At 70.7% G+C, this 26,490-nt stretch carries 21 protein-coding genes; 14 read left to right on the top strand and 7 right to left on the bottom strand.

Features of this window, described 5'->3' with window-relative positions:
- Positions 1-363 precede the first annotated feature (363 nt).
- Entirely contained in the window at positions 364-1,146 is a 783-nt protein-coding gene (locus WBN91_RS30800; protein WP_337727373.1) for an SGNH/GDSL hydrolase family protein, read from the top strand.
- Here WBN91_RS30800 and WBN91_RS30805 read toward each other — a convergent pair.
- From WBN91_RS30805 to WBN91_RS30825, 5 genes are all read right to left on the bottom strand, one after another.
- Positions 1,139-2,926: a glycosyltransferase family 39 protein gene (locus WBN91_RS30805; RefSeq protein WP_337727351.1), complete on the bottom strand. Its 1,788-nt coding sequence runs from the start codon at positions 2,924-2,926 to the stop codon at positions 1,139-1,141. The two genes, WBN91_RS30800 and WBN91_RS30805, sit on opposite strands and share 8 nt — an antisense overlap.
- Positions 2,923-4,176 (bottom strand): glycosyltransferase, encoded by a 1,254-nt coding sequence (locus tag WBN91_RS30810; RefSeq protein ID WP_443217828.1) that lies wholly within the window; start codon positions 4,174-4,176, stop codon positions 2,923-2,925. Before WBN91_RS30810 ends, WBN91_RS30805 begins: the two co-directional genes overlap by 4 nt.
- A complete protein-coding gene (locus WBN91_RS30815; RefSeq protein WP_337727353.1) occupies positions 4,173-5,963 on the bottom strand; it encodes a glycosyltransferase family 39 protein in 1,791 nt (596 codons plus the stop codon). The genes WBN91_RS30810 and WBN91_RS30815 overlap by 4 nt, the downstream gene beginning before the upstream one ends.
- A 1,121-nt stretch (positions 5,964-7,084) precedes the next feature.
- A complete protein-coding gene (locus tag WBN91_RS30820) occupies positions 7,085-8,530 on the bottom strand; it encodes a sensor histidine kinase (RefSeq protein WP_337727354.1) in 1,446 nt (481 codons plus the stop codon).
- Complete coding sequence (locus WBN91_RS30825) at positions 8,508-9,245, bottom strand: response regulator transcription factor (protein WP_337727355.1); 738 nt, start codon at positions 9,243-9,245, stop codon at positions 8,508-8,510. The genes WBN91_RS30820 and WBN91_RS30825 overlap by 23 nt, the downstream gene beginning before the upstream one ends.
- A gap of 130 nt (positions 9,246-9,375) precedes the next feature.
- Here WBN91_RS30825 and WBN91_RS30830 point away from each other — a divergent pair, with 130 nt between their 5' ends.
- From WBN91_RS30830 to mug, 3 genes are read left to right on the top strand one after another with little or no spacing between them, the layout of a single operon-like run.
- On the top strand, positions 9,376-9,927 hold the full coding sequence (locus tag WBN91_RS30830; RefSeq protein ID WP_337727356.1) for a hypothetical protein: 552 nt from the start codon (positions 9,376-9,378) through the stop codon (positions 9,925-9,927).
- An 11-nt stretch (positions 9,928-9,938) separates the two neighbouring features.
- Positions 9,939-10,550 carry a copper resistance CopC family protein gene (locus WBN91_RS30835; RefSeq protein WP_337727357.1) on the top strand — a complete coding sequence of 204 codons (612 nt, stop codon included), beginning with the start codon at positions 9,939-9,941 and terminating at the stop codon, positions 10,548-10,550.
- Positions 10,547-11,056: a G/U mismatch-specific DNA glycosylase gene (mug, locus tag WBN91_RS30840; RefSeq protein WP_337727358.1), complete on the top strand. Its 510-nt coding sequence runs from the start codon at positions 10,547-10,549 to the stop codon at positions 11,054-11,056. Before WBN91_RS30835 ends, mug begins: the two co-directional genes overlap by 4 nt.
- On the opposite strand, the gene WBN91_RS30845 is transcribed toward mug, so the two are convergent.
- Positions 11,033-11,716 carry a DUF742 domain-containing protein gene (locus WBN91_RS30845; protein ID WP_337727359.1) on the bottom strand — a complete coding sequence of 228 codons (684 nt, stop codon included), beginning with the start codon at positions 11,714-11,716 and terminating at the stop codon, positions 11,033-11,035. The two genes, mug and WBN91_RS30845, sit on opposite strands and share 24 nt — an antisense overlap.
- A gap of 120 nt (positions 11,717-11,836) precedes the next feature.
- Between WBN91_RS30845 and WBN91_RS30850 the strand changes: the two genes are divergently transcribed.
- The gene (locus WBN91_RS30850) at positions 11,837-12,058 is read left to right on the top strand and encodes an RNA-binding S4 domain-containing protein (RefSeq protein ID WP_337727360.1); all 222 of its coding nucleotides are present in this window, start codon (positions 11,837-11,839) and stop codon (positions 12,056-12,058) included.
- A 435-nt stretch (positions 12,059-12,493) separates the two neighbouring features.
- Here WBN91_RS30850 and WBN91_RS30855 read toward each other — a convergent pair whose 3' ends face one another.
- Positions 12,494-13,060: a hypothetical protein gene (locus tag WBN91_RS30855; RefSeq protein ID WP_337727361.1), complete on the bottom strand. Its 567-nt coding sequence runs from the start codon at positions 13,058-13,060 to the stop codon at positions 12,494-12,496.
- Positions 13,061-13,615: 555 nt separating this feature from the next.
- On the opposite strand from WBN91_RS30855, the gene WBN91_RS30860 reads away from it, so the two are divergent.
- From WBN91_RS30860 to WBN91_RS30900, 9 genes are all read left to right on the top strand, one after another.
- Positions 13,616-15,121 (top strand): sugar transferase, encoded by a 1,506-nt coding sequence (locus tag WBN91_RS30860; protein WP_337727362.1) that lies wholly within the window; start codon positions 13,616-13,618, stop codon positions 15,119-15,121.
- 11 nt (positions 15,122-15,132) lie between these two features.
- On the top strand, positions 15,133-16,194 hold the full coding sequence (locus WBN91_RS30865) for a Gfo/Idh/MocA family protein (RefSeq protein ID WP_337727363.1): 1,062 nt from the start codon (positions 15,133-15,135) through the stop codon (positions 16,192-16,194).
- Complete coding sequence (rfbC, locus tag WBN91_RS30870; RefSeq protein ID WP_337727364.1) at positions 16,191-16,793, top strand: dTDP-4-dehydrorhamnose 3,5-epimerase; 603 nt, start codon at positions 16,191-16,193, stop codon at positions 16,791-16,793. The genes WBN91_RS30865 and rfbC overlap by 4 nt, the downstream gene beginning before the upstream one ends.
- Positions 16,790-17,764, top strand: a complete 975-nt coding sequence (locus WBN91_RS30875) for an NAD-dependent epimerase/dehydratase family protein (RefSeq protein WP_337727365.1) — start codon at positions 16,790-16,792, stop codon at positions 17,762-17,764. The genes rfbC and WBN91_RS30875 overlap by 4 nt, the downstream gene beginning before the upstream one ends.
- Positions 17,761-18,876 (top strand): DegT/DnrJ/EryC1/StrS family aminotransferase, encoded by a 1,116-nt coding sequence (locus WBN91_RS30880; RefSeq protein ID WP_337727366.1) that lies wholly within the window; start codon positions 17,761-17,763, stop codon positions 18,874-18,876. The genes WBN91_RS30875 and WBN91_RS30880 overlap by 4 nt, the downstream gene beginning before the upstream one ends.
- A 288-nt stretch (positions 18,877-19,164) precedes the next feature.
- Entirely contained in the window at positions 19,165-23,931 is a 4,767-nt protein-coding gene (locus WBN91_RS30885; RefSeq protein ID WP_337727374.1) for a DUF4082 domain-containing protein, read from the top strand.
- A gap of 10 nt (positions 23,932-23,941) precedes the next feature.
- Positions 23,942-24,595, top strand: coding sequence for a NeuD/PglB/VioB family sugar acetyltransferase (locus WBN91_RS30890; RefSeq protein WP_337727367.1), 654 nt, complete (start codon positions 23,942-23,944; stop codon positions 24,593-24,595).
- On the top strand, positions 24,592-25,686 hold the full coding sequence (locus WBN91_RS30895) for a DegT/DnrJ/EryC1/StrS family aminotransferase (protein ID WP_443217829.1): 1,095 nt from the start codon (positions 24,592-24,594) through the stop codon (positions 25,684-25,686). Before WBN91_RS30890 ends, WBN91_RS30895 begins: the two co-directional genes overlap by 4 nt.
- A complete protein-coding gene (locus tag WBN91_RS30900; protein WP_337727368.1) occupies positions 25,683-26,240 on the top strand; it encodes an acyltransferase in 558 nt (185 codons plus the stop codon). The genes WBN91_RS30895 and WBN91_RS30900 overlap by 4 nt, the downstream gene beginning before the upstream one ends.
- The last annotated feature ends 250 nt before the right edge of the window (positions 26,241-26,490 follow it).

Genomic DNA, 26,490 nt, shown 5'->3' on the forward strand with positions numbered 1-26,490 from the left:
TTCGGCTGCACCCGGGGAAATCTGTGGTAGCCCTTCGGGCAGGCCATACGGGGATGACGGAAGAAGCCCAAGTCGGGGGGTCTGCTGCGCGAGCTACTTCGAAAAGCGCGCGCCCCGCGGGCGGGGGGTGCGGGGAGCGAAGGGTGTGCGGGGAGCGAAGGGTGTGCGGGGAGCGAAGGGTGTGCGGGGAGCGAAGGGCGTGGTCTGCGCCTCTGCCCTCCCGGCTTGGGCATTACTCGTCCAGCTCGGCCCGGGTGGTGCTGGGCTTACCGGAGCTTGGGGCAGCGTTCTGCCTGCTGTTCCCGGGTGGACACGTGGCTGCGGGATCGTCGTCGCGTGGCCGAAGCGGTGCGTAGCCTGGTGGTGTTGGGGGACTCGACTACCGTCGGGGTTGGTGATCCCGTTCGGGGTGGGTGGCGCGGGGTGGGGCCGTTGTTGGCGGCGGCGTTTCCCGGAGTTCGGTATCTCAACCCGTCCTTTCAAGGGGCGCGGGTGGCGTCGGTTCGGTTTGAGCAGTTGCCGCGGGCGCTGCGGGTGCGGCCCGACGCTGCGGTGGTTCTGGTCGGGATGAACGACACGCTCCGGTCCGACTTCGACCCGGTTCGGGTGCACGAGGACCTTGACGTGATCGTCGGCGAGCTGAGCTCGGCGGGGGCGCGGGTGGTGACCGTGCGGTTTCACGACCACAGTCGCGTGTTCCGGCTGCCCGGGCCGTTGCGGCGGGCGTTGTCGGCGCGGGTGGCGGAGTTGAACTCGGTCATCGACGCCGTCGTGGCGCGGCACGGGGTCGGGTGCGTCGACCTGAACCTGATGGACGGCGCGTACTCGTTGGACACCTGGGCGGTGGACCGGCTGCACCCGTCGGAGTTGGGGCACCGGAAGCTGGCCAAGGCGTTCGCGGAGCGGCTGGCGGAGCAGGGGTGCGAGGTCGTCGAGCCGGTCAGCCTGGTGTGCACGGGCGGGCTGAAGATCACGCCGCTGCACCACGCCGCGTGGCTGGTGTTCAAGGGGATCCCGTGGTTGTGGCGGCGGGGCAAGGACTTCCTGCCCTACGCCGCCACCATCATGTACCGGTCGTGGGTGGGCCAGGACCGGGCGGTGGCCGAAGCGCCCCACCCGGTCGAGGCCTACCGCAGGCCTAGCTGAGCTTGTAGACGGTGGTGCCGTCCACGGTGGTCGGCGTGAAGTTCGCCGTGACCCACTCGGCGATGTCGCCACCGCCCCGGCCTCCCATCCCGCCGGTGGACACGTAGTAGCCGACGCGGCCCTCCGCCACGTACCGCTGGAACTCCTCCAGCGTGGGCGCGGGGTCGCCGCCGCTCCAACCGCCGATGCCGATGACGGCCCGGCCGCTGGCCAGCGACAGGCTCGCCGCCGACTGCGCGCTGGCCGTCGCCGCGGCCCACGTGCCGGTGGTGTTCCGCAGCAGTTCGACGACCTGTTCGGACGTCGCCATCATGCCGCGCATGGCCGGGTCGGAGGTGTAGGAAGCGGGGCCGGACATCGGGATCGAGCCGCCGTGCGGGGTGGCCGCCGTCGCCAGGCCGAACGCGGCCGACGACAGCAGCGCGGTGGCGGCGGCCAGGGCGGCGATCCGCCTGACGCCCATGACGATCGCGGTGGTGACCAGGATCGTCAGGCCGAGCACGGTCCACCGGACGGCGGGCTGCCAGTCGGCGAACCGGGCGAGGAGGGCGAAACCCCAGAAACCGGACGCGGCCACCAGCACCGCGAGCGCGATCCGCACCGGCTGGATGTGCCGGCCCCGCCACATCTCACGGCCGGCGATGGCGACGATGGCGGCGACACCCGGTGCCACGGCGACCGTGTAGTAGGGGTGCGTGATGCCGCTCATCAGGCTGAACACGACACCGTTGACGATGACCCACAACCCCCACAGCACGAGTGCCGCGCGGGTGCGGTCGGTGCGCGGAGCCTTGCGCGTGAACCACAAACCCGCCAGGAGACCGACGATCGCCGCCGGCAGCAGCCACGAGATCTCGGCACCCATGCTGGCCCCGAACAACCGGTCGATGCTCGCCTCGCCGCCGAAACCCAGGTTGGCGTTGGCGGCGCCACCGACGACCGTGCCGCGCCCGCCGCCGAAGATGCGGCCCAAACCGTTGTAGCCCATCGCCAACTGCCACAGCGAGTCGTTCGTCGAACCACCGATGTACGGGCGGGACGCGGTGGGCCACCACTCCACCAGGGCGATGAACCAGCCCGCCGAGACCACGACCGCCACACCGGCCCCCACCAGGTGCAGCAAGCGCTTGCCCAGGGTGGTGGGCGCGGCCAGGAGGTAGGCGGCGGCGAACGCGGGCAGCACCTGGAACGCCTGGCCCATCTTGGCCAGGAACGCGAACCCGACCGCGACACCGGCCAACGCGAGCCACTTCGGCGAAGCGTTCTCCAGCGCCCGGACCGTGCAGTAAGCGCCCGCGACCATCAACAGCACCAGCAGCGCGTCCGGCAGGTTGAACCGGAACATCAGCACCGCGACCGGCGTCACGGCCAGGGCCGCGCCCGCCAGCAGCCCGGCCACCGCGCCGGACGTCCGCTTCACCGTGGCGTACAGCAACCACACCGCGAGCACGCCCTCGATCGCCTGCGGCGCGAGGACCGTCCAGCTGGAGAACCCGAAGACCCGCGCGAACAACCCGCTCACCCACAGCGCCGCCGGCGGCTTGTCCACGGTGATCACCCCGCCCGCGTCCAGCCCGCCGAACAGCCACGCCGTCCAGCTCTGGCCGCCCGCCTGGGTGGCGGCGGCGTAGTACTCGTTGCCCCACCCGGAGTCGGTGAGGTTCCACAGGTACAGCACCGCCGTGCCCGCGAGCAGCACGACCAGCGCCGGTGTCGTCCACCTCCCGGCGGCGCGCGCCGGCGCGGGAGCGGGGGAGGGTGCGGTCAGGGTGGCGGTCATGAGGAGGACTCCTGGGGACGGTTGCGGAAGACCCAGTTGCGCAGCAACAGGAAGCGCACGACGGTGGCCAGCAGGTTCGCGCCCACGACGGCGGCCAGCTCGGCACCGCCACCGGGATCGGTGAGGTGGTGCAGCAGCGCGAGGGCGCCGCTGGTCAGGGCGAGGCACAGGCCGAACACGAGCAGGCCCTCGAACTGGTGGCGGCCCGCGCCGTGCCTGCCGCGCACGCCGAAGGTGAACCGGCGGTTCGCGGCGGTGTTGGCGATGGCGGTGACCAGCAGCGCCACCAGGTTCGCTTGTTGTGCTCCCAGGCCGCTGCGCAGCAGGATGAACAGGAGCAGGTAGGCGAGTGTGCTGGCCACGCCGACCGCGGCGAACCGGACGAGTTGCCGGAACAAGCCCTTCGGCACACCGGGTGTCGACGGTTCCAGCGGTTCACGGCCCAGTTGCGCGCGCAGCTCGCCGATCGGGATGCGCCCGGTCAGCAGACCGCGCCCGACGCGGGCCACGCCCTTCAGGTCGGCGACCGCGGTGGAGAGGATGTCCACTCGGCTGTCCGGGTCGTCCACCCAGTCCACCGGCACTTCGTGGATGCGCGCACCCGCCCGTTCGGCCAGCACCAGCAGTTCGGTGTCGAAGAACCAGCCGGTGTCCTCGACGTGCGGCAGCAGGCGGCGTGCCACGTCCGCGCGGATCGCCTTGAACCCGCACTGCGCGTCGGAGAACCGGGTCGCCAGCGCGCCGCGCAGGATCAGGTTGTAGCAGCGGGAGATGAACTCCCGCTTGGGTCCCCGCACGACCCGCGCGCCGCGCGCCAGGCGGCTGCCGATCGCGATGTCGGAGTGGCCGGAGATCAGCGGCGCGACCAGCGGGGCGAGCGCGGCCAGGTCCGTCGAGAGGTCGACGTCCATGTAGGCCAACACTTTCGCGTCCGACGCCGACCACACGGCGTTGAGCGCCCGTCCACGGCCCTTCTGCTCCAGGTGGACCGCTTCGACTTGCTCGATCTCCGCCGCCAGCTCGTCGGCCACCGCCCGCGTGCCGTCCGTGCTGGCGTTGTTGGCGATGGTGATGCGGAACCGGTAAGGGAAGGTCTGGGTCAGGTCGGCGTGCAGCTTGCGCACGCAGGGCGCGAGGTCGCGCTCCTCGTTGTAGACGGGGACCACCACGTCGAGCACGGGGGTCGTCGTGAGCGTCGTGAGCGTCATGGCGCCACCTTCGGGCGCTCCGCTGGGGGACTCGTGTGTCATCCCTGTGCTCCCGCTGTGAGGTCGTAGACGGTCACGCCGTCCACGGTGGTGGCCTGGAACGTCGCCTCGACCCACTCCACGATCCGCTGGGAGGCGTCGCTGCCGGTTTCGGCGGGCATGAAGGCGCCGCCGAGGAAGTAGTGGATTTGTCCTTTGTGGACCATTGTCTGGAATTGCTCCAGCGTAGGTGCGGGGTCGGTCCCGTTGAACCCGCCGACCGCCATCACCGGGACGCCGCTGCCCAGTTGGTATCCCGCGGCGTTGTTCGACCCGACTACGGCAGCGGCCCACTTGTAGCGCCCGCTGTTGCCGCGGAGGAGGTCGATCAGCTGCGCTCCGGGGGTCGGCGCGCTGAGCAGTCCTCCCATGCCGCGGTTGGTACCTCCTCCCAGCACGACCACGCCTCCACCCCTCGACGAGGCGGGGCCAGCACTGGGGATGGCGCCGGAGTGCGGGGTGGCTGCGGTGGCCACCGAGTACGCGCCCGGCCCGAGCAACGCCGCCACTACTGCGACCGGCACCACCAGGGCCGGCGGTGCTGCTGCGGACAGGAAGAGCCCGACTGAGGCCAGCAGCCCGAGGACCAGCACGATCGTGGCGAGGGCGGGGGACCAGCCCAGGAGCAGCAGGTAGCACTGGAGTGCCGTCACCGCGAGCGCCCCCGACAGGGCTGCCGCCGCACCAGGTTCGTTCCTCCGCCGCCACAGCACCACGGAGGCCGTGCCGATGATCGCGCCGATCGCCGGTGCCAGGGCCACGGTGTAGTAGGCGTGGATGATCCCGTTCATGAAGCTGAAGACGGCAGCCGTAACCAGCAACCACCCACCCCAGAGCAGCAACCCCACCCCTTCTTTTGCTTTGGCCGCCGCCCTGGTCACCGTCCTGGTCGCCCACAACCCGGCGATGAGCAACACCAGAGCAGTCGGCAACAACCAGGCAATCTGCCCACCCATCTCCGCGCCCAGAAGCCGACTCCACCCCACCGACCCCCACCCGCGCCCGCCGCCGACACTGCCGACTTCGTCCCCGGTCAACCGCCCGAGCCCGTTGTAGCCCAAGGCAAGCTCCAGAACGCTGTTCCCCTGCGAGCCGCCGATATAAGGCCGATCAGGCACCAGCTCAACAACAACCACCCACCACCCACCAGCAACCACAACGGCCCCCGCCGCCCCCAAGAGATGCAGAGCCTTACGCCCCCAGGTGGTAGGAGCCGCAAACGCATACACCGCGCCAAACGCCGGCAACACCAGGAACGCCTGCAACATCTTGGTGAGAAACCCAAACCCCACCGCCACCCCGGCAAGGACCAACCACCGCCAGGAAGCGCTTTCCACCGCCCGAACCGTGCAGTAGGCCCCGACAACGAGCAACAAGACCAACAAGGCATCGGGATTGTTGAACCGAAACATCAACACCGCAACCGGCGTCAACGCCAACACCCCACCCGCAATCAGCCCAGCAGCCCGCCCCGCAGTCCGCGCGACGGTCGCGTAGAGGACCCCAACACTGGCCACCCCCATGAGAGCCTGCGGCACCAACACACTCCAGGCGTTAACTCCGAAGAGCCGTGCAGAAAGCCCCATGACCCACACAGAGGCCGGCGTCTTGTCCACCGTGATAGCCCCGGAAGCGTCAGAAGCCCCAAAAAACCAAGCCCGCCAACTAGCCGCCCCAGCCTGTGCAGCAGCGGAGTAGTAGGCATTGGCCCACCCAGAATCCCCCAACCGCCACAGGTACAACAAAGCCGTCCCACCCAGCAACAACAACAGGGGAAGTCGCGCTCGCATACGAAAGACCCTGGCCCCCGACCCTGGGCACGACATGTGCCAAACCTGTGAACCCCCTGTGCACCGATCCGCGCACCTCGGCCGGTCGCCGCGTCCGTCTGGCTGGCCGCTTGGCTTGGGTCGGGCTGCGCGGCGCGGCGGGTCGGGATGCGCGGTGGGTGGCATGGCGGGGTACGTGGGTGGGTGGCGGGGCGTGATGGATCGGGTGGGGTGGCGGGTTGGATTGGGTGGCAGGCTCGGCGGCGGGTCGGTCCGGTCGGGTGGCGTGGCCGGTCGGGTTGCGCAACGGGTGTGGTGGGCCGCGCATCGGGGTGGGTCGCGGCAGGCTGAGTCAGCGGGGCCCTGCTCGGTTCAGCTGGGCCGCCGCCCGCTTGCACACCCATGCCGCAGCGCTGGCACGGTGGACCTGGCGAGGTGTCGGGCCGTCCGCAGCCCCCGGGCCGTCATACGGGGCGCGCGTTGGCCCTCACGTGCTGGCGGGTCTTGTTGGCGGCGGGTGGTCGGCCAGGACTCGCCGGAGGGCAGCGCGCGAGGATGCGGCGGTGCCTGGGTGGGGCCGGGGGCGGCGCGCGAGGGCGCGGCGGAGGGCGGCGCGAGGGGGCGGCGGAGGGCGGCGCGAGGGGGCGGCGGAGGGCGGCGCGAGGGGGCGCGGTGGTGCCTGGCTGGCGGCGGCTGTGTGGGCCGGCTGGGTGGGGCCGGCTGGGTGGGGCTGGCTGGTGGGCTGGCCGGGTGGGGCTGGCGGTGGCTGGTGGGGCGGGAGGTCGGCTGGTGGGCGGACCCGAGGGCGGCGAGAGGGCGGCGGGAGTGTGGCCGGCGGCTGGCGTGGGCTGGTTGTACGCGGTCGGCGGTCGGCGGTGGGCTGGTTGTGGGCGGTCGGGGGCCGGCGGTGGGCTGGTTGTGGGCGGTCGGGGGCCGGCGGTGGGCTGGTTGTGGGCGGTCGGGGGTTGGGTGTGGTGGGTGGGGTGGGCGTGCCTTGTGCCGTGCCGCCTCCATATTCATTACGGCAACGTTGGTGGTGGGCGAAAAGTGCCCGAGATGCGATCAATTCGCTATATCGAGTGATCGTGTCGGTCGGTGTAAACCTGCGGCTTGGGTGGTCGCATGAGATATGGGGGAGGGGGCTAGTGGGGGAGGGTTACGGTGAAGGTGGTTTTGCCTGGGCTGGATTTCACGTCGACCTTGCCGTCGTGTGCCGCCACCACGGCCGCCACGATGGACAAGCCCAAGCCCGTGCTACCGACCGCCCTCGACCTCGACGTGTCGCCGCGCGCGAAACGTTCGAACACCTCGCCCTGCAACGACACCGGAATCCCCGGGCCATCGTCGGTCACGGTCAAGGAAACCCGGCCCCTCGACACCGCCAAAGCCGTGGTCACGGTCGTCCCCGAAGGGGTGTGGGTGCGGGCGTTGGAGAGGAGGTTCACCAAGACCTGTTGGAGTTTGTGGGCGTCGCCCTGTACCACCACCGGCTCGGCCGGGAGTTCCAAGCGCCAGTCGTGGTCGGGGCCGGCGATTCGGGCGTCGCTTACCGCGTCCACCACCAAAAGGGACAGGTCCACAGACTCCCTGGACAGCGGACGGCCGGAGTCCAAGCGGGCCAGTAGCAGCAAGTCCTCCACCAGCGACGTCATCCGCACGGCCTCGGACTCCACCCGACGCATGGCGTGCGCAATCTGCTCAGGCACCTCGAAATCCCGCGACCGACGGGTCAACTCCGCATACCCCCGAATCGCGGCCAACGGAGTGCGCAGCTCATGACTCGCGTCCGCGACGAACTGCCGCACCCGCGTCTCACTCTCGTGCCGTGCCTCCAAAGCCTTCCCGACGTGCCCGAGCATCTTGTTCAAAGCCAATCCAACCTGCCCGACCTCGGTGTGCGGATCGGTGTCCTGCTCGGGCACGCGCTCCGCCAGCGCCACCTTCCCCTCGTGCAACGGCAGCTCAGCCACCCTGGACGCAGTAGCAGCCACCCTTTCCAACGGGCGCAACGTTTTTCGGATGATGAGAGCACCTGCGATGCTCACCGCAATCAATCCCGCCAACGCCACCCCACCGAGGATCAACCCCACCCGCAGCACGATGTCGTCCACCTCGGCCATCGGCAACGCGGTGACGATCCGCGCCCCATCCCGCGCACGGAACGACAACACCCGATAATCACCCGACGCGCCCAAAGCGACGGTGTGCGGCACGGCGTCCACCGGCACGCCCATCAAGGCCGACTGCTCGCTCGACGTCAGCACCTGGGTCTCGCGCCCGGTCAGCCGGTCGGCGTCCTGCACGGCACCGCCATAAGTGATCAGCACGACCGTGCCCTGTCCGAACCCCGGCCCCTCCAGCGGCCCCTTCATCCCGGGCATGGGCGCCGGCAGCGGGAAGCCGTGCGCGCGCTCCACGCGGCCGGCGGTGTCGCGCAGGTCGTTGTCCAGCTTGCCGATCAGGAAATCGCGCAGTGCGAAACCCGTCACCAGGCCGATGCCGGCGCACACGACGGCGATCAGCACCACCTGCTCGACGATCAAGCGGGTGCGCAGCGGCCAGCGTTCAGGGTGCAGGCTTGAGGACATACCCGGCGCCCCGCATTGTGTGGATCATCGGCGCGCGCCCCGCGTCGATCTTCTTGCGCAGGTACGAGATGTACAGCTCGACGATGTTCGCCTGGCCGCCGAAGTCGTAGCTCCACACCCGGTCCAGGATCTGGGCCTTGCTCAGCACCCGTTTCGGGTTGCGCATCAGGAACCGCAGCAGCTCGAACTCCGTCGCGGTCAGCTCCACGGCCTGCCCGCCGCGCCGCACCTCGCGCGTCTCCTCGTCCAGCACCAGGTCGCCCACGACCAGCTCCGACCCGGCCGTCGCCTCGGCCACCCCGGTGCGCCGCAACAACCCGCGCAGCCGCAGCACGACCTCCTCCAGGCTGAACGGCTTGGTCACGTAGTCGTCGCCGCCCGCGGTCAGCCCGGCGATCCGGTCCTCCACGGCGTCCTTCGCGGTCAGTAACAGCACGGGCAACGTGGGCGCGTCGGCGCGCATCCGGCGCAGGACCTCCAGGCCGTCGAAGTCGGGGAGCATGACGTCCAGCACGACCACGTCCGGCCGGAACTCGCGGGCCGTCCGCACCGCCGTGGTTCCGTCCAGCGCGGTGCGCACCTCCCACTTCTCCATGCGCAGGGCCATCGACATCAGCTCGGCGAGCGTCGACTCGTCGTCGACCACCAGCACCCGCACCGGACTGCCGTCGGGTCGACGGATCTCGGGAGAAGTCACCGCACGCATGTTCCCCATCGTCCGACCGCTGGTTGAGCCCACCCTGTGCCGACCCTGTGTACCACCTGTGAACCCCGCTCGCCCAAGCCACAGCCGCCACCCAACGCGCGCACAGCCCACGCACAGGCTCCGCCGACACCGTTGTCCCATGACTACCGAAACCGAGAACCCGACCTGGGGCGAGGAGCCGCCGCCCCGGGCCGATGCTCCCGGACCGCGCTGGTCCGGCCGCAAGACCCTGGTCGCGGTCGCGATCGCGGTCGGCATCGCCGCCGTGGGCGGAGGGGTCATCTACGCGGCGAGCAACTCCGAGGCGGCCCAGATGTGGGGCGGACCGCGCGGCTACGGCGGACCCGGCGGCGGGATGCGGATCATGGGTCCCGGCCCGTTCGGCGACACCACGCACGGCGAGTTCCAGAACGGCGAGGTCACCGCGGTCACCGACGACTCGATCACGGTCAAGAGCGCCGACGGGTTCACCCACACCTACAAGATCGACGACAACACCGAGGTCAACGGGGCCAAGGGCGCCACCGACAGCCTCGCCGCGGGCGCCAAGGTCGTGCTGGTCGCGCAGGACGACGTCGCCAAGACCGTCATCGAGGGCGACTTCGGGCGCGGCGGCGGCAAGCCCGGTGACGGGCAGGGGCAACCCGGTCAGCGTCCGGGCGACGGGCAGCAGGCGCCGCCGACCCGGTAGAACTACCAGACATGAAGCGACTGGCGCTCTCGGCACTCGTGGCACTGGGTCTGCTCGCCGCCGCACCGGCGGCCTGGGCACACACCGAACTGATCGGCAGCGACCCGGCCGACGGGGCGACCCTGCCCCAGCCACCGACCCGGTTGACGTTGACGTTCAGCCAACCGGTGCCTGCCGAGAGCGCCATCGTCACCGTGACCGCGCCGGACGGCACCGCGTGGACCGTGGGGGAGGTGTCCGCGTCCGGCTCGACCCTGGCCGTGCCGCTGACGCCGGGCGCCTCGCCCGCCGGGCAGTACGTGGTGAGCTGGCAGGTGGAGAGCCTCGACGGCGACTTCGTCAGCGGCAAGACGTCGTTCTCGCTCGCCGCGGACCAGCCCGCTCCCGCGCCCACGCGGACGACCACCACGCCGGGGACCACCTCCGCGCCGCCCGCCGTCACGTCGAGCACGTCGCCGACGGAGACGATCTCGCTGGTGGCCACCGCGCCGCCGACGATCCAGTCCGCGCCCGCCGACGGCGGCGGGTTCCCGGTCTGGGGGTGGGTCGTCGGAGCGCTGGTCGCGGCGGCGGCGGCGGCGGCGGTGGCGGTGGCGCTGCGGCTGCGGGGCCGGTCGGGGTGACCCTGCCCGACCTGGTCCGGCCCGGTCTGGACGTGCTGTTCTGCGGGATCAACCCGGGCCTGCTGTCGGCGGCGACCGGCCACCACTTCGCGCGTCCGGGCAACCGCTTCTGGCCCGCGCTGCACCTGTCCGGCTTCACGCCGCGCCGGCTGGCGCCGGGGGAGCAGGAGGAGTTGCTGGAGCACGGGCTGGGCATCACGAACCTGTCCGACCGGCCGACCGCGAAGGCCGACGAGCTGTCGGCGGACGAGCTGCGGGCGGGTGGCGAGCGGCTGACGTCGCTGGCCGAGGCCTACGAGCCGAAGGTGGTCGCGGTCGTGGGGATCACCGCGTACCGGACGGCGTTCGGGCGGCCCTGGGCCGTGGTCGGTCCGCAGCCGGAGCCGATCGCGTCGTCGCGGCTGTGGGTCGTGCCCAATCCGTCGGGGCTCAACGCGCACTACCAGTTGGACGACTTCGTCGAGGTGTTCCGGCGGTTGCGGTCAGAGGTTGCGCAGGCCCTGTAGGACCCGCTCCATCAGCATGAGGTCGGGACCGCCGGGGGCGGCGGCGTTGCGGTGCGCCGCCACGACGCCCATGTCGATCAGGTCGCCCAGCAGCACGCGGACCACGCCCAGCGGCAGCGCGAGCAGCGCGGACACCTCCGCGACCGAGCGCGTGTTCGCGCACAGCTCGACGATCGCGCGCTGCTCGGGCGTGGTGTCGCGCATGGCGGTGGCGATGCCGTGCTCCTCCAGCGACACCAGGGTCTCGATGCGCAGGTCGTGCTGGGAGGCGGTCCGGCCGCGGGTCCAGGCGTAGGGGCGGACCAGAGGACCGCTCCACTCCAGGGCCGGTTCGACCTCGGGCGGCTCCTCGTCGAAGTGCCCGCTGAACGGCGCGGTCTCCTCCGGGTCCTCCGGCTCCGGTTCCGGTTCTGGCGTCGGCTCCTCGGCGTCCAGGCTCTTGCGCAACGCGGCCGACCCGAAGCGCGCTCCGGTGGCGCCGACCTCGCCACGTAGCGAGCGGCGCTTCCTGGGCGGCTTGGGCTCCTCGGCCGGCTGCTCCTCCCCCATGCTCCTGCGGAGGGCGGGCGAGCCGAACCGGGCGCCGGTCGTGCCGACTTCGCCGCGCAGGGACCTGCGGCGTTTGGGGGCCTCTGGGTGCTCGGAGCCGGCGGTGCTCACACCTGGGGAACCGTAGACCTCACCGCGCCCGGCTCGTGTCGGTCTTGTTTCAACCTCGTGCAATCCTCGTTACCGGATGCACGTGCAGCCGCCGAACGGGCGTTGGGCGATGATGGCACGATGCGCATCCGCGAGGTGGAGATCTCCGACGACATGATCCGGCTGGGCCAGTTCCTCAAGCTGGCGGGCCTGGCGGAGAACGGCGCCCACGCGCGGGAGCTGGTGGAGGACGGCGAGGTGAGCGTCAACGGCCGGGTCGAGGTGCAGCGGGGCAAGCAGCTGCGCAACGGCGACGTGGTCGCGATCGGCCCCGACAAGGTCCGCCTGGTGGCCAACGCCTGACCGCGGTCTGCCGGCCGCCGGCCCGGCTTCGCCGCACCGCGCTCGCGTCCCCTCGCCCGCCGCCGCCGCAGCAGGAGCCCGCCCCACCGCCGCGCCGCAGTCCGCCCTGCCGCAGCAGCCCGCCGCGCCGCAGCCGCCCGCCGCGCCACCACAGCCCGCCGCGCCACCACAGCCCGCCCACTGAGGCCAGCGTGCTCGCTTGGCCAATCTCGCCCGCCCGCCCGCCGCCGATGCCGGCTTGCCGCGCTCGCGCGTCACCCGCTGCCGCCGCGCTCCTTGCCGCGCGACCCGTGATGCTTGCCCGCCGCCGCTTGACCCGTGCCGCCTGCCCGCCGCCGCGCTTCGTGCCGTGCCGCTTGCCGCCCCTGCTCGTCGCAGCGCCGGCCTCCGGCCCCCGTCTCCATTGTCCCACCGGGGTACGACAAATCGGGGTGGTCAGGTGGTGGGGGGTGTGCCCTGGACTCGGTAGGCCCACTCCTCGTGCCAGCAGTGCGGGTAGACGCCGCGTTGGAAGTACGCCCGCACGCCGGTGATGGGCGCTCGCTCCCGGTCGTGGTACAGCAGCCAGTACGGCAGGATCGTCGCCACCACCCAGTTCGCAACCACCAGTGGCAGGTAGCACGGGCCGAAGAGGCGGGCCTGCATGACGTGCACGGCCTCGTGTGCGTCCACGCCCATCGACACGCCGGCCTGCACCGGGCCGACCGTGGTCGCGAAGCCCTTGATCACGCCGTTCCTCAGGCCGAGGACGCCCCGGTGCCTGCTGAACTCGCGGTCGACCTCGTTGCCCCTGCCCAGGGCGTAGGCCAGGAACAGCACGCCGGCCGCCGTGTTCGGCAGGCTCCACGTGAAGTCGATCACGGCCAGGGCGACGCCGCGCGCCGACGCCGGGTACAGCCGGACGCGCCACGCCCAGCCGCCGTGCAGTGCGCTCAGCACCGCTGCGGCCACCAACGCGACCTCCACGGCGCTCATTGTCGCGCGGCCGGTGAACTGCGTCACTCTTGATCCGCCGGCCGGGCGTTGAATTTTCCACGTGGTGACGGGAAGTGGTCGGATCGTTGCGCCGAATAGCTGCTTCCGGTCTGTAAATGGGTGACCGCGTGCCGCCACCGCACACCTCGGGGCGGTTAGGGTCTTTCGACCCTTTTTGGACTGTTAACGTTCTACTTCGACCGAAGTCGAAAACGGTCTGTAACGCCGGGCGTCCCAAATTCGATGGATGTGCCTCCGCGCGTGCCCCACGCACGGCCACGACCGCTCCACCGGCCACAGTGGACCCATTTCCCGCCCCGAGGTGGGTTTCCACAACGAACCCGCGGTGACCGGTCGTCACCCGCCGGTCCCGGCCTGTGCTCGAACGCCACGGAGTCGAACCGGAATCGGCCGAAACTCGTTCACCGTGCGTGTAACGCGCCGACCCGGCCGAGCGAATGACGGTTTGCCGAGGCGTGAGAAAACGCCGGAGGCACATTTGCGGGAGACCACACGCGGGTTCGTCGGGGATGCCCTGCGATGTTGCACGTGTCGAACCGGCCCAACCGGGGAGCGAGAGCGATGAGCGAGCAGGTCCGATCCACGCGCCGCAGACCGGCGGCGCGGTCGGCCGCGACCGATCCGACGACCAGTCCGGCCACCCAGCGCACGACCCATCCCACCGTCAACAGCTGGGAGCCCGCCTACCGGTACGGCGTGATCGCCGCCGACACCGTCTGCACCGTCCTGGTCGTGGTGCTGGCGGGGCTGGTGCTCTCGGCGCACCACCTGACCTTCGGCCCCCTCCCGCTGCTGGCCCTGGAAGCGGTGACCGTCGCGGTCGTGCTCGGGTCGCTCTACGTCAACCGCGTCTGGAACGCCTCGGTGCTCGGCCAGGGCGCCGAGGAGTTCCGCCGCCTGGGGCGCGGCCTGTTCGCCTCGGTCGTGGCGCTGGGCCTGGGCGCGCTGGCCGCCGGGTTGCCCGGCGCGCGGCTGTGGGTGTTCCTGGTCGGGCCGGCCATCGCGCTGGTCGCCTTCCCCGCCCGCTACCTGCTGCGCCGCCCGCTGCACCGGGCTCGCGGCGAGGGCAAGTGCCTGTTGCCGGTGCTCGCGGCGGGCAACGCCGACACCGTGCGGGACCTGATCAGCCGCACCCGCCGCGCGCCGCACCTGGGGTGGCGGGTGGACGCGGTGTGCACTGTGGACGGTCGTGCGGACATGGGCGTCGAGCTGGACGGCATCGCCGTGGTGGGCCGGTTCGCCGAGGTCGCCGAGCAGGTGCGGCGCGGTGGCTACCGGATCGTCGCGGTCACCCCGGACGCCTTCTGGACGCCGCGCAGGCTCCAGCAGCTGGCCTGGGACCTGGAGGGCACGGGCGCCGAGATGGTCGTCGCGCCCGCCCTGATGGACTTCGCCGGTCCCCGGCTGCACGTCACCGGCGTGCTCGGGATGCCGCTGCTGCGGGTCAGCGAGCCGTCGTTCACCGGCATCCGCCGCGTGGTCAAGGCGACCGTGGACCGGGTCGGGTCGTTCGTCCTGCTCGTCCTGTTCGCGCCGGTCCTGCTGGCCTGCGCGGTCGCGGTCATGGTCGACACCCGCGGCCCGGTGCTCTACAAGCAGCGCCGCGTGGGCAAGGACGGCGCGCACTTCACGATCATCAAGTTCCGGACCATGATCACCGACGCGGACGCGCTGCGCGGCCAGTTGGAGCAGGTCAACGAGGGCGCGGGCGTGCTGTTCAAGATGCGCCGCGACCCCCGGGTGACCACCGTGGGCCGGTTCCTGCGCCGCTACTCCCTCGACGAGCTGCCGCAGCTGCTCAACGTCCTGGGCGGCTCGATGTCGCTGGTCGGGCCGCGCCCGCCGCTGCCGGAGGAGAGCGCGAAGTACGGGCCCGCGATGCGGCGGCGGCTGCTGGTCAAGCCCGGCCTGACCGGCCTGTGGCAGGTCTCCGGCCGCAGCGACCTGAGCTGGGAGGAGTCCGTGCGGCTGGACCTGCGCTACGTCGAGGACTGGTCGCTGGCCCTGGACGCGCTGATCTTGTGGAAGACCTTCCGGGCCGTCTTCGGCGGCCACGGGGCCTACTGATGAGGAGCGAGATGGACCAGCCGATCGGCATCGCCGTCGTCGGCGCCGGGTACTGGGGGCCGAACCTGGTGCGCAACGCCCAGGCCACCCCCGGGCTGAAGCTGCGGTACCTGTGCGACCTGGACACCGAGCGCGCCCGGCGCGTGCTCGGCGACTACTCGACCGTGCGGGTCTCGGGCTCCCTGGACGACGTGCTGGCCGACCCGGCGGTGGACGCCGTCGCGATCGCCACCCCCGCCGCCACGCACCTGCCGGTCGCGCTGGCCGCGCTGCGGGCGGGCAAGCACGTGCTGGTGGAGAAGCCGCTGGCCGCCGGGTACGCGGCCGGGCTGGAGCTGGTGCAGGAGGCGGAGAGCCGCGGCCTGACACTCATGCTCGACCACACCTTCGTCTACACGCCGACCGTGCAGCACCTGCGGCACCTGGTGCGCAGCGGCGAGATCGGCACCGTCCAGTACCTGGACTCGGTGCGGGTCAACCTGGGCCTGGTGCAGCCGGACGTGGACGTGTTCTGGGACCTCGCCCCGCACGACCTGTCGATCTTCGACGCGGTCCTGCCCGACGGCGTCCGCGTGCACCGCGTCTCGGCGCACGGCTCGGACCCGATCGGCGCCGGCCGGGCGTGCGTCGGGCACCTCACCCTCGAACTCTCCGACGGCGTGATGGCCCACGTGCACGTGAACTGGCTGTCCCCGACCAAGATCCGCACCATGATCGTCGGCGGCTCGCGGCGCACGGTCGTGTGGGACGACCTGAACGTGGTGCAGCGGATCTCGGTGCACGACCGGGGCGCGGACGTCATCGAAGGTGACGAGGAGCGCACCCAGGCGATCATCTCCTACCGGCGCGGCGACACCGTCGCGCCCGCCCTGCCCGAGCGGGAGGCGCTGCGCGGCGTCATGGCGGAGTTCGCCGCGGCGATCACCGAGAAGCGCGCGCCGCTGACCGACGGCTGGTCGGGCCTGCGGGTGCTGGCGATCCTGGAGGCGGCGTCGGCGAGCCTGGCGGCCGGCGGCGAGTTCGTGCGAGTGCGGGACGTGCGTCCCGCGGAACTGGAAGAGGCGGTGGCATGACTGGGGTAGCGGCCCCGAAGCAGGGCATGGACATGACGGTGACCCCCACCGAGCTGGAGGGCGTCTTCGTGATCCAGCCCGAGTGGTTCGAGGACGAACGGGGGTTCTTCTTCGAGTCCTACAGCAAGCGCCGCTGGGAGCAGCACGGCCTGTCGCTGGACTTCGTCCAGGACAACCACTCCCGCTCCACCAGGGGAGTGCTGCGCGGGTTCCACTTCCAGAACACCCTGGCGCCGCAGCACCGCCTGGTGCGCTGCACGGTCGGCGCGATCTTCGACGTCGTGGTGGACCTGCGGGTCGGCTCGCCGACCTTCGGGAAGTGGTACGGCATCGAGCTGACCGCGGCCAACCGCACGCAGCTGCTCATCGGCCCGGAGTTCGCGCACGGCTTCGCGGTGCTGTCGGACGTGGCCGAGGTGCAGTACAAGACCACCGGTTTCCACAACCCGCTGGCCGAGGGCCTGCTGGCGTGGAACGACCCCGACGTGGGCGTGGACTGGCCGATCAGCGACCCGATCCTGTCGGCCAAGGACAGCACCAACCCCAGCCTCGCCCAGTACCTGGAAAACCCGGCCTTCACCTTGGGAGCCCACGCGTGAACCTGCGTGACGCACGTGTCCTGATCACCGGCGGGGCGGGCCTGATCGGCTCGACCATCGCCGACCACCTGCTCGACGAGGGCGTCGCCGAGATCGTCGTGCTGGACAACCTGGTGCGCGGCCGGCTGGAGAACCTCGCCGGCCCCCTGGCGGCCGGCGCGGTGAAGTTCGTCGAGGGCGACCTGCGCGACGTCGACGCCGTCCGGTCCACGATGGACGGTATCGACCTGGTCTTCCACCAGGCCGCCATCCGCATCACCCAGTGCGCGGAAGAGCCCCGGCTGGCGCACGACGTGCTGGCCACCGGCACGTTCAACGTGCTGGAGGCGGCGGTGCAGGCCAACGTGACCAAGGTCGTCGCCGCGTCCTCGGCGTCGGTCTACGGCCTGGCCGAGCTGTTCCCCACGCAGGAGAACCACCACGCCTACGCCAACCGCACCCTCTACGGCGCGGCGAAGGTCTACAACGAAGGCCTGCTGCGCAGCTTCAACGAGATGTACGGCCTCGACTACGTGGCCCTGCGCTACTTCAACGTCTACGGCCCGCGCATGGACGTCTTCGGCGTCTACACCGAGGTCCTGGTCCGCTGGATGGAACGCATCGCCGCGGGCACCCCGCCGCTGATCCTGGGCGACGGCAGCCAGACGATGGACTTCGTCTACAGCACCGACATCGCGCGCGCGAACGTGCTGGCGGCCAAGAGCGACGTCTCCGACGAGGTCTTCAACGTGGCCTCCGGTGTGGAGACCAGCCTCGCCCAGCTCGCCGACGCGCTGCTGGAGGTCATGGGCCGCGGCGACCTGCGGCCCGAGCACGGCCCCGAGCGCAAGGTCAACGCCGTGCCGCGCCGCCTGGCCAGCACCGAGGCCGCGCGCGAGAAGCTCGGCTTCGAGGCGAGCGTGTCCCTCCACGAAGGACTGACCAGCCTGGTGTCCTGGTGGAAGAGCGAACTCCAGGGAGCGCAGGCATGATCCCCATCACCCGTCTGTACGTCGGACAGGAAGAGGCCGACGCCGCCGCCGAGGCGGTGCTGTCGGGGTGGCTGTCGGTCGGCCCGCGCGCGGCGAAGTTCGAGGAGCTCGTGGCCGAACAGGTCGGCGCGAACTACGCGGTGGCCGTCAACAGCGCCACCACCGGCCTGCACCTGGCGCTGGCGGCACTGGGCATCGGCCCCGGCGACGAGGTGATCTGCCCGTCGTTCACCTTCATCGCCACGCCGAACTCCATCCGCTACACCGGCGCCACGCCGGTGTTCGCCGACATCGACGAGCGCACCTACAACATCGACCCCGCGCACGTCGAGCAGCTGATCACTCCGCGCACCAAGGCGATCATGCCCGCGAGCCAGATCGGCCTGCCCGCGGACCTGCACGCGCTCAAGGAGATCGCGCGCAAGCACAACCTGCACCTGGTCGAGGACGCCGCGCCCGCCTACGGCGCGACCATCGACGGTGTCCGCCTGGGCACCATCAGCGACATCACCGTGTTCTCCTTCGACGCGCGCAAGATCCTCACCACCGGCGAGGGCGGCGTGGTCACCACCGACGACGCCGAGGTGGCGGCGAAGCTCAAGGCGCTGCGCGCGCACGCGGCCTCGATCTCCACGCTGGCCCGGCACACGTCGACCGCGGTGATCGCGGAGAGCTACGACGAGGTCGGCTTCAACTACAAGATGACCGACATCCAGGCCGCGGTCGGCGTGGTGCAGCTGGGCAAGCTGGACCACGTGGTGAAGACGCGCCGCGCCCTGGCGGCCCGCTACGACGAGTTGCTGGCGGGCAACGCGTCCCTGGTCCTGCCGCACGAACCGGCGGGCTTCGGGCACGTCTACCAGTCGTACCTGGTGCGGCTGAAGGACCACACCCGCATCGACGTCATGAACGCGATGGCCCAGCGCGGTGTCGCGACCAGGCGCATCACCGCGTGCCACCTCGAACCCGTCTACCACGCCGGGGACGCCACGCCGTCGCTCCCGGTGACGGAAAGGGTCGCGGCGGACCACATCCTGTTGCCGCACTTCGTCGGTCTGACCGACGAGGAGCAGGACGAGGTCGTCGCCGCGCTGAACGCCGCTACCGCTTAGCGCGGGGCGGACGTCCGGCGGAACCCGGTGGCCGGGGGCAGGGCCCGGCCACCGGGTCCCGCTGTGCTCATGATGACTACACAGCGTGACTTCGGGATTCGGCTTCGCGTTGTCATGCAATTGAGATCTCCACCGTAGTAACGGGTTCACCCGTTCAGGCGACCTTGCGAGAAACAAGGTTGCACTACGGGGAGTAGTGACTGCCGCACTACGGAGTGCGTTCGAGGAGATGAGTGGTCGATGGCGTCCCCGGTGAGACGTCTTGTCAGAACCCTGTGTGCTGTGCTGATGGTGACCGGCTGTGTCACACCCCTGGTGCTCCTCAACACCGCAGTGGCCAACGCCGCGCCCTGTGACGCCCCGGTGGTCAACAAAGTGGCGTGCGAGAACACGAAAGCCGGCACACCCGACTGGCAGGTGACCTCCCGGGACGACTCCATCCTGGGCTACACCACCGACATCAGCGCCACACCCGGCGGCCAGGTCGCGTTCAAGATGCTGACCAACGCCTCCTCCTACACCATCGACATCTTCCGGCTCGGCTGGTACGGCGGCGTCGGCGCGCGCAAGATCGGCACCGTCTCGCGCAACACCCCGCAGAACCAGCCGCCGTGCCTGCGCGACACCCCCAGCGCGCTCATCGACTGCGGCAACTGGGCCGTCTCGGTCACCTGGAACGTCCCCGCCGACGCGGTGTCGGGCATCTACTACGCCCGCGTCACGCGCAACGACAACCAGCTCAAGAACGAGATCGCCTTCGTCGTGCGCGACGACACCAGCACCTCGAAGATCCTGTTCCAGACCTCGGACTCCACCTGGGTGGCCTACAACCGCTACGGCGGCAACTCGCTGTACTTCGGCGACGGTCCCGGCCAGGGCGGCCAGGCCTACAAGGTCAGCTACAACCGCCCGTACACCGGCGGCGACGGCGACGAGAACTTCATCTTCAACGCCGAGTACCCGATGCTGCGCTTCCTGGAGCGCAACGGGTACGACATGAGCTACACCACCGACGTCGACAGCGCGCGCCGCGGCCACCTCATCAAGAACCACAAGGTGTTCATGGCCGTCGGCCACGACGAGTACTGGTCCAACGAGCAGCGCGCCAACGTCGAGGCCGCCCGGGACGCGGGCGTGCACCTAGCGTTCCTCACTGGCAACGAGATCTTCTGGAAGACCCGCTGGGAGAAGAGCATCGACTCCTCCCAGACCGACTGGCGGACCGTCGCCTGCTACAAGGAGACCAAGGGCACCCAGAACGACGGCCTCAACGACTGGACCGGCACCTGGCGCGACCCGCGCTACAGCCCGCCGCAGGACGGCGGCCGGCCGGAGAACGCGTTGCTGGGCAACATCTTCACCGTCAACGGCCGCCGCGACGACTCGCTGAAGGTCCCGGCCGAGTACGGCCGGATGCGGCTGTGGCGGCACACCTCCCTGCAATCGATGAGCAGCGGCTCCACCTACACCTTCCAGCCCGGCACGCTGGGCTACGAGTGGAACACGGTGGAGGACAACGGCTACCAGCCCGCCGGTGTCGGCCAGTTCTCCCGCACCACGGTCGCCATGAACGACGGCCCGTACGTGCTCCAGAACCACGGCGACTACTACACGCCCGACACCAAGACCCACGCCATCACCTACTACAAGCACTCCTCCGGCGCCCTGGTGTTCGGCGCGGGCACGGTGCAGTGGGCGTGGGGCGTGGACGACGAGCACGCGTTCCTCACCAACACGCCGACCTCCGACATCCGGATGCAGCAGGCGACGGTGAACTTCCTGGCCGACATGGGCGTGCAGGCCTCGACCCTCATGCCGGGCCTGGTGCAGGCGACCGCGTCCACGGACTCCGCCGCGCCGGTCGTCACCTACACCACCGTGCCGCCCACCTCCACGGTCGGCCAGCCCTACACCTTCGCGGGCACCGTCACCGACGCCGCCGGCCGCGTGACCGGCGTCGAGGTGTCCACCGACGGCGGCGTGCGCTGGCACCCGGCGGTGTGGCAGGCCGGGCAGACCGCCTGGACCTACACCTACACCCCGTCCGCCTCCGGCCCCGCCCAGCTGCGGGTGCGCGCGGTGGACGACTCGCTGAACCTGTCCACGCCCGCCTCGGCCTCGCCGGGTGTGAACGCCCGCACCTGCCCGTGCGGCCTGTGGACCAACAACGACACCCCGAAGACGCCGGACATCCTCGACGGCTCCGCGCTGGAGCTGGGCGTGAAGTGGCGGGCCAACACCGACGGCTACGTGCGGGGCGTGAAGTTCTACAAGGGTCCGGGCAACACCGGCACGCACACCGGCACCCTGTGGACCGCGACCGGGCAGCAGCTCGCCACCGGCACGTTCGCCAACGAGACGGCGTCCGGCTGGCAGACCCTGCTGTTCCCGGTGCCCGTGGCGGTCACCGCCAACACCACCTACATCGTGTCGTACCTGTCGCCGACCGGGCACTTCTCGGTCGACACCGAGTACTTCAGCCGCGCCAGCCGCTACCTGGAGCCCCTGACGGGCTTGCAGACCGGCGTGTCCGGCGCCAACGGCGTGTTCCGCTCCGGCGCGGGCTTCCCCGACCGCAGCTCGCAGGACAGCAACTACTGGGTGGACGTGGTGTGGGCGCCGGACCCCGGCCCCGACACCCGCGCGCCCGAACTGGTCGGCACGAACCCGTTGGCCAGCGCGAACAGCGTCACCCTCAACCCGACGCTGACCGCCACCTACGACGAGGCCGTCAACCCGAGCACCCTGGTGTTCACGCTCACCGGGCCGGGCGGCGCGGTCGCGGGCCAGTCCTCGGTGACCGGCAACGGCAAGACCGCCCAGTTCACCCCGAACGCGGCCCTGGCCACCGGCACCACCTACACCGCCTCGGTGAAGGTCAAGGACGCCGCCGGCAACGAGACCGTGCAGCACAACTGGTCGTTCACCACCGGCTACAACCGCCCGGCCACGTGCCCGTGCACGGTGTGGGACGACTTCGCCGCCCCGGCCGTCAACAGCGCCGACGACAGCAACCCGGTCGAGCTGGGCGTGAAGGTCCGGTTCGACGGCAAGGGCGAGGTGCAGGGCGTCCGCTTCTACAAGGGCGCGGGCAACACCGGCACCCACAAGGGTTCCCTGTGGTCCTCCAGCGGGCTGCTCCTGGCCACCGGCACGTTCTCCAACGAGACCTCGTCCGGCTGGCAGACGCTGACCTTCGCCTCCCCGGTGGTCGTGCAGGCCAACACCACCTACGTCGTCTCCTACTACGCCCCCAACGGGCGCTACTCCGTGACGCCCGGCTACTTCAACGGGCAGAGCGCGAGCTACGGCGCGATGCGGGCGCTGTCCAACGGCACCGACGGCCCCAACGGCGTCTACCGGTACGGCAGCGGCGGCGGGTTCCCGACCTCGTCGTACAACGCGGCCAACTACTGGGTCGACGTCATCTACAAGAACGGCCTCAACGGCGACACCACGCCGCCGACGCTCAACACCCGCACGCCGGGCACGGACGCGACCGGCGTGGGCCTGAACTCGTCGCTGGCGCTGGGCTTCTCCGAGCCGATGGACCCGGCCTCCAGCCAGGTCTGGCTGACCGACCCGGGCGGCGCCAAGCTCCACGGCACCGTGCAGCTCTCCGGCGACCAGAAGACCGTCACCTGGACGCCGAACGGGGCCCTCAAGCCCAACACCCGGTACACGGCCAGCGTCCTGCTCGCCGACGTCAATGGCAACGCGATGGCGTCCACGGCGACCTGGTCGTTCACCACGACCACCACGGCGACCTGCCCGTGCTCGCTGTTCAGCACGGCGACCGTCCCGACCACCACGTCGGCCGACGACAGCGGGTCCTACGAGCTGGGCGTCCGGTTCAGCCCCACCCAGAGCGGCCAGATCACCGGCGTCCGCTTCTACAAGGGCGACGGCAACACCGGCACGCACACCGGCTCGCTGTGGTCCTCCGCGGGCGTGCGCCTGGCGACGGGCACGTTCAGCGGGGAGAGCGCGTCGGGCTGGCAGACCCTGACGTTCAGCTCGCCGGTCACGGTCGCGCCGGGCCTGATGTACACGGCGTCGTACTACGCGCCCAACGGCCACTACGCGATCAACCAGGGCTACTTCGCCGCGACCGGCGTGACGGCGGCCCCGCTGACCGCGCCGCAGACCGGTGACGGCAACCCCAACGGCGTGTTCATGCCGGGCGGCGGGTTCCCGACGATGTCCCACCAGGGCAACAACTACTGGGTGGACGTCGTCTACACGCCCAACAGCGACACCACGGCGCCGAACCACTCCAGCCACACGCCGCTGACCGATGCGGTGGACGTCTCGCGCACCAGCCAGGTGACGGCGTCCTTCGACGAGCCGGTCGACACGACCAACTCGCAGTTCACCGTCAGCGACCCGGGTGGCGCGAAGCTCACCGGCGCCGTGACCCGGTCGGCCGACCAGCGGACCCTGCTGTGGACGCCGTCCGCGCCGATGGCGGCCGGCACCCGGTACACCGCGAGCGTGCGGGCGGCCGACACCGGTGGCAACATCATGGCCGCGCCGGTCACGTGGTCGTTCACCGTGACGACCACCCAGACCTGCCCGTGCTCGCTGTTCAGCTCGGCGACGGTGCCCACGGTGCCGTCGGCGGACGACGGCGGCGCGTACGAGATGGGCGTGCGGTTCACGCCGTCGGTCAACGGCCAGATCACCGGGGTGAAGTTCTACAAGGGCGCCGGCAACACCGGCACCCACACCGGCACCATCTGGTCGGCGGACGGCGTGTCCCTGAAGACGGGGACGTTCGTGAACGAGACCGCTTCGGGTTGGCAGACCTTGACGTTCAGCACACCGCTGACCGTCACGGCCGGCACCACCTACGTGGCCTCCTACACCGTCCCCAACGGTCACTACTCGGTGAACCACGGCTACTTCGCGGGCTACACCGCGACTTCGCCGCCGCTGTCCGCACCGGCCACCACCGAGGGCGCGTTCAACGGCCTGTACCAGGCGGGCAGCGGGTTCCCGACGAACAGCTACCAGGGCAACCACTACTGGGTGGATGTCGTCTTCACCAGTTGAGAGGAAGAACATGACGCCACGGCCGCTGCTGCTGGTCGGTGGGGGAGGGCTCGCGCGGGAAGTGCTCGCCGCGGTCCGCCTCCTGCCGGAGGAGTGGAAGCCCGTGGGCGCACTGGACGACGACCCGGCCCGACACGGCGCGGACCTCGACGGTCTGCCCGTGCTGGGCGGGTCGGAGCTGGTGCACGAGATGCCCGACGCCGCCGTGCTGGTGTGCATCGCCAGCGCACGGCGACCGTTGGGTCGTATGAACGTGGTACGGCGGTTGGCGCTGCCGGAGGACCGGTACGCCACCGTCGTGCACCCGGCGGCCTCCGTGCCCGAGGGTGCGGTGGCGGGACCGGGAACGGTCCTGCTGGCCGGGACCGTCGTGACGACACCGCTGCGCTTGGGGGCGCACGTCGTCGCGATGCCACACGTGCTGATCACCCACGACGACGAGGTCGGCGACGGCGTCACGTTCGCCGGCCGCGCGTCCCTGGGCGGTGCGGTGGTGGTGGGTGAGAGCGCCTACCTGGGGCAGGGTTCCTGCGTCCGGGAAGGCGTGTCGATCGGCGCGGGGGCGGTGGTGGGCATGGGCGCGGTGGTGCTCACGGACGTGCCCGCGGGTGAGGTCTGGGTGGGGAACCCCGCCCGGAAGCTGCGAGAGGGGAACCGTTCGTGATCGACATCCCGCTGGTGGACCTGCGTGCCCAGCACGACCAGGTCGCCGACGAGGTCGCCGAGGGCTGGGCACGCGTGCTGAAGACCACCGCCTTCATCGGGGGACCGCAGGTCGCCGAGTTCGAGGCGGAGTTCGCGGCCTACCAGGACGTACCGCACTGCGTAGGCGTCGGCAACGGCACCGACGCCATCGAACTGGCGCTGCGCGCGTTGGAGGTCGGGCCAGGCGACGAGTGCGTCCTCCCCGCCAACACCTTCATCGCCACCGCCGAGGCCGTGGCCCGCGCCGGCGCGACCCCTGTCTTGGTCGACTGCGTGGCTTCGACCGGTCTCATTGACCCGTCCCTCATCGGCGATGCACTGACCTCACGCACCAAGGCGATCATCCCCGTACACCTGTACGGACAGGCCGCTCCGGTCGAGGACTTGAAGGGCTTCGGCCTCCCCATCGTCGAGGACGCCGCTCAGGCCCAGGGCGCACGACGCTTCGGCGTGGCCGTAGGCGGCCTGGGCGACATCGCCGCAACAAGCTTCTACCCCGGCAAGAACCTAGGCGCTTACGGCGACGGCGGCGCGGTCCTGACAACTTCCGACGCTCTGGCCGCTGCTGTGCGGTTGTTGCGCGAGCACGGCTCGCCCCGCAAGTACGAGCACCCCGTGCTGGGCTTCAACAGCCGCCTGGACACTTTGCAGGCCGTAGTCCTGTCCGCCAAGCTCCGCCGCTTGGAAGGCTGGAACTCCGCCCGCCGCGCGGCTGCCGACAGGTACACGTCCATGCTGGCCTCCGTGCCCGGCGTGATCCCGCCCGTGGTGCTGGAGGGCAACCTGCCCGTGTGGCACTTGTACGTGGTGCGCGTGGCCGAACGCGACCGAGTGCTCAAGTCGCTGCACGAGGCCGGCATCGGCGCAGGCATCCACTACCCGACACCTGTCCACCTGACCGGCGCCTTCGACTCCCTGGGCCATGCGCTCGGCGACTTCCCCGTAGCCGAGGCGGTGGCGGGCGAGATCCTGTCCCTGCCGCTGTTCCCCGAGATCACGGAGGCACAGCAGGAACGAGTGGTCGAGGCGCTGGCAAAGGCCGTGCGATGACCGTGCACGTGCACCCTCGCGGCTTGTGCGAGAGCGAGGACGTCGGCGAGGGCACACGCGTCTGGGCATTCGCGCACGTCCTGCCAGGAGCCAAGATCGGCCGCGACTGCAACATCTGCGACGGCGCTTTCGTCGAGGGTCGAGCAGTGCTGGGCGACCGAGTGACGGTGAAGAACGCCACACTGGTGTTCGACGGCGTGGTGTGCGAAGACGAGGTCTTCCTAGGCCCCAACGTCTTGTTCACCAACGACTTGCGCCCCCGCGCGGCCATCCGGAAGACCGGCGACGAACTGCTGTCCACTGTGGTCCGTAGGGGTGCTTCGCTGGGTGCGGGCACGGTCGTGGTGTGCGGGGTGGAGATCGGCGAGTACGCCTTCGCGGGAGCGGGGGCAGTCGTGACCCGAGACGTGGCCGCGCACTCTTTCGTGGCAGGCAACCCAGCCGTCCACAAGGGTTGGGTCTGCGCCTGCGGCCACCGCCTGGACGACACGCTGACCTGCCCAGACTGCGGCAACCACTACACCAAGGGCGACAAGGGCCTAACCCAGTCCTAAAACCGCCCTTCCCGCACACCACCCAGAACACGCCCTCCGCGCGCAGCGCGGTTCGGCGGAGCCGGGGAGTGGGCAGTCCGCCGGGGAGGACACAAGCAAGAAGCCCCGCAGTTGCAGTTGGGTCATCCTTGGTGGTCTGCCCGCCGGCGAGGCTCTTTTGATCTTTAGACTCGCGCTTCGCTCTCAAGCCCACGCTTCGCGGGTCCAAACGGGACGCGCTCCGCGCTCTCAAGCTCGAACGCGCTTCGCG

The sequence above is a fragment of the Saccharothrix sp. CCNWYY140 genome, from assembly GCF_037401995.1.
Lineage (GTDB): Bacteria > Actinomycetota > Actinomycetes > Mycobacteriales > Pseudonocardiaceae > Actinosynnema.

Coding starts and splice junctions, on each gene's coding strand:
- WBN91_RS30805 (WP_337727351.1), bottom strand. CDS start 2,926: ATGACCGCCACCCTGACCGCACCCTCCCCCGCTCCCGCGCCGGCGCGC.
- WBN91_RS30810 (WP_443217828.1), bottom strand. CDS start 4,176: ATGACACACGAGTCCCCCAGCGGAGCGCCCGAAGGTGGCGCCATGACG.
- WBN91_RS30815 (WP_337727353.1), bottom strand. CDS start 5,963: ATGCGAGCGCGACTTCCCCTGTTGTTGTTGCTGGGTGGGACGGCTTTG.
- WBN91_RS30820 (WP_337727354.1), bottom strand. CDS start 8,530: ATGTCCTCAAGCCTGCACCCTGAACGCTGGCCGCTGCGCACCCGCTTG.
- WBN91_RS30825 (WP_337727355.1), bottom strand. CDS start 9,245: ATGGGGAACATGCGTGCGGTGACTTCTCCCGAGATCCGTCGACCCGAC.
- WBN91_RS30830 (WP_337727356.1), top strand. CDS start 9,376: ATGACTACCGAAACCGAGAACCCGACCTGGGGCGAGGAGCCGCCGCCC.
- WBN91_RS30835 (WP_337727357.1), top strand. CDS start 9,939: ATGAAGCGACTGGCGCTCTCGGCACTCGTGGCACTGGGTCTGCTCGCC.
- WBN91_RS30850 (WP_337727360.1), top strand. CDS start 11,837: ATGCGCATCCGCGAGGTGGAGATCTCCGACGACATGATCCGGCTGGGC.
- WBN91_RS30860 (WP_337727362.1), top strand. CDS start 13,616: ATGAGCGAGCAGGTCCGATCCACGCGCCGCAGACCGGCGGCGCGGTCG.
- WBN91_RS30865 (WP_337727363.1), top strand. CDS start 15,133: ATGGACCAGCCGATCGGCATCGCCGTCGTCGGCGCCGGGTACTGGGGG.
- rfbC (WP_337727364.1), top strand. CDS start 16,191: ATGACTGGGGTAGCGGCCCCGAAGCAGGGCATGGACATGACGGTGACC.
- WBN91_RS30880 (WP_337727366.1), top strand. CDS start 17,761: ATGATCCCCATCACCCGTCTGTACGTCGGACAGGAAGAGGCCGACGCC.
- WBN91_RS30885 (WP_337727374.1), top strand. CDS start 19,165: ATGGTGACCGGCTGTGTCACACCCCTGGTGCTCCTCAACACCGCAGTG.
- WBN91_RS30890 (WP_337727367.1), top strand. CDS start 23,942: ATGACGCCACGGCCGCTGCTGCTGGTCGGTGGGGGAGGGCTCGCGCGG.
- WBN91_RS30900 (WP_337727368.1), top strand. CDS start 25,683: ATGACCGTGCACGTGCACCCTCGCGGCTTGTGCGAGAGCGAGGACGTC.